Genomic DNA, 1,837 nt, shown 5'->3' on the forward strand with positions numbered 1-1,837 from the left:
TAAGGTTTTGTATTTACAGAAATACTTCACCTAACAAGCAATTCAAACGGACAAATAACAGTTGGCTGTCGTTCGTTCCTCACTATTTTAGCCAACTATTATTTGCCGCTTAATATGGGCGTTATGTGCTTTAGGTGTATATGAAACCGGATTACTCAAAATATAATATTGGTGAATTACAGGACGTGATTTCTCATATCGACAGCAAAGCTTATCCTGATAGGAAACTAGAGGCTGAAGAAGTATTACGTTATAAACTAAATTCAGGGGAAGTTGATGATAAACCTATCAACAATGAAACTAATAAGCGCCAGTTAGGTGTTTTTTTAAGTACAGTTTTCATTCTTGTAAGTTTGGTACTTTTATACAAACCAGTGTTTGAAAACTCTGTAATAACACGAAGTTCAGGGGTAATTAATTATTCCCAATCACCTTTTGCCTTTTGGTTTCATACTTTACTTTATTTAATTACACTTTTAAGTTGTATATTTTGGCTTGTTAAATTAATTAGATCAAAATAGGTCAGCACATAACAAGAATTTCAAGAGGGACAAAATACAGTTGGCTTTTTGTTCACTCCGTTCACCTATTTTAGCCAACTGAATTTTGCCCCTTAAATGGGCGTTATGAGTAAAGGAGATTTTAGTGACGTACGATAGAATGGATTGGCACTATGGATCGGAAAATTTTCCAAGTGAATTGAATGATGATAATGCTGGTACACATATTGGGATGTTCATAGCATGGGTTATCAGAAGGGATTTAATTGGAGAATTACACTTAAAAGAGTCAGTTGAATCAATATCTAAAGTTAAATCACGTCAAATGACAGGAACAGAGTTTTTGAAATTAGAATGTGATGAAAAATTCTGGGAAGATGATTTAAATGATAAAGGAAATGCATTTGCCCAATATTATTATGGAGCCAATATGTATTATGAAGATTATGGTTCAATCTTATCCGACGAATTATCGAGTGTTTTTCATGTAATTGATTCGTGGGATAACTACGAAAAGCTAGCGTTAAAATTAGATGAACAATTTAATAAATGGCAAGAAACAGTTCAGAGTTAATTACTCATAACAAGCCATTCAAGCAGGACAAATAACAGTTGGCTATTTGCTCCTTCGTCGCCTATTTTAGCCAACAATTATTTGCCTCTTAATGGGGCGTTATAAGGCATTAGAGTATGGCGCGCAGAAGTCAGTTTAGGGGAATTGCGCATAATTTAGTTCAATGGAGCTTAAGTCGTAATAATGATTATTTAGGCTACTGGGCTATAGGCCAATTGTATTCTTTTGCTATACAAAAAAACTGCCAAGAAATCACCTTCAATATTATTGAAAATTGCATCTACCCAGATACACACGAATTTTTTGAATTACATACTTCTTACTTTAATATTATTACTAATAATGCACATAAAAATGGTATTTGGATGGCTTGGTTAAAAGAAGCTAAAATCATCTTTAAATTTGACGCGGAATACCAAGATAAATATCACTTTTTTGGCTCAGCACTAGGTAAGCCTATGACTTGTACTGTAGAGTTAACAACAGAATTGGGTAAAAAGTATTCTTTTACTAGTGGTTGTAATACTAGGCCTCACGATCCAAAACGAGAATACTGTAGAAGTGCCTTATAACAACACGCCCTGAGGTGGACAACTAGTAAAATTTAGCTAGTTATTGCAAATTTTATCAACGGTGAACCTCTTCGTTTTAATGCTTCTAAATATTTTGATTCGTTGTAGGGCGTCTTCGTTTTCCAGCACCTAAATATTATTCTTATCCACTTGAAAGCAAGCGATCTTATTATGCTGTTATGTGGTTTACC

Annotated in this window: 3 protein-coding genes and 1 pseudogene; 3 read left to right on the top strand and 1 reads right to left on the bottom strand. The window is 33.9% G+C overall.

Annotated features, from left to right (window positions below; all coding sequences use genetic code 11):
* The first annotated feature begins 140 nt into the window (after window positions 1–140).
* The 3 genes from H4J57_RS19355 to H4J57_RS19365 all read left to right on the top strand — a co-directional run bounded on the left by H4J57_RS19355 (window position 141) and on the right by H4J57_RS19365 (window position 1,646).
* Window positions 141–521: a hypothetical protein gene (locus tag H4J57_RS19355; RefSeq protein WP_182243969.1), complete on the top strand. Its 381-nt coding sequence runs from the start codon at window positions 141–143 to the stop codon at window positions 519–521.
* A 124-nt stretch (window positions 522–645) separates the two neighbouring features.
* Complete coding sequence (locus H4J57_RS19360; RefSeq protein ID WP_182243970.1) at window positions 646–1,074, top strand: hypothetical protein; 429 nt, start codon at window positions 646–648, stop codon at window positions 1,072–1,074.
* A 116-nt stretch (window positions 1,075–1,190) separates the two neighbouring features.
* Window positions 1,191–1,646, top strand: a complete 456-nt coding sequence (locus H4J57_RS19365) for a hypothetical protein (protein WP_182243971.1) — start codon at window positions 1,191–1,193, stop codon at window positions 1,644–1,646.
* A gap of 32 nt (window positions 1,647–1,678) precedes the next feature.
* Here the strand turns inward: H4J57_RS19365 and H4J57_RS19370 are convergent.
* Window positions 1,679–1,837, bottom strand: a pseudogene (locus tag H4J57_RS19370) (IS110 family transposase); the annotation flags it as partial.

The organism is Colwellia sp. BRX8-7, assembly GCF_014077275.1.
In the GTDB taxonomy this organism is placed as follows: Bacteria; Pseudomonadota; Gammaproteobacteria; order Enterobacterales; family Alteromonadaceae; genus Colwellia_A.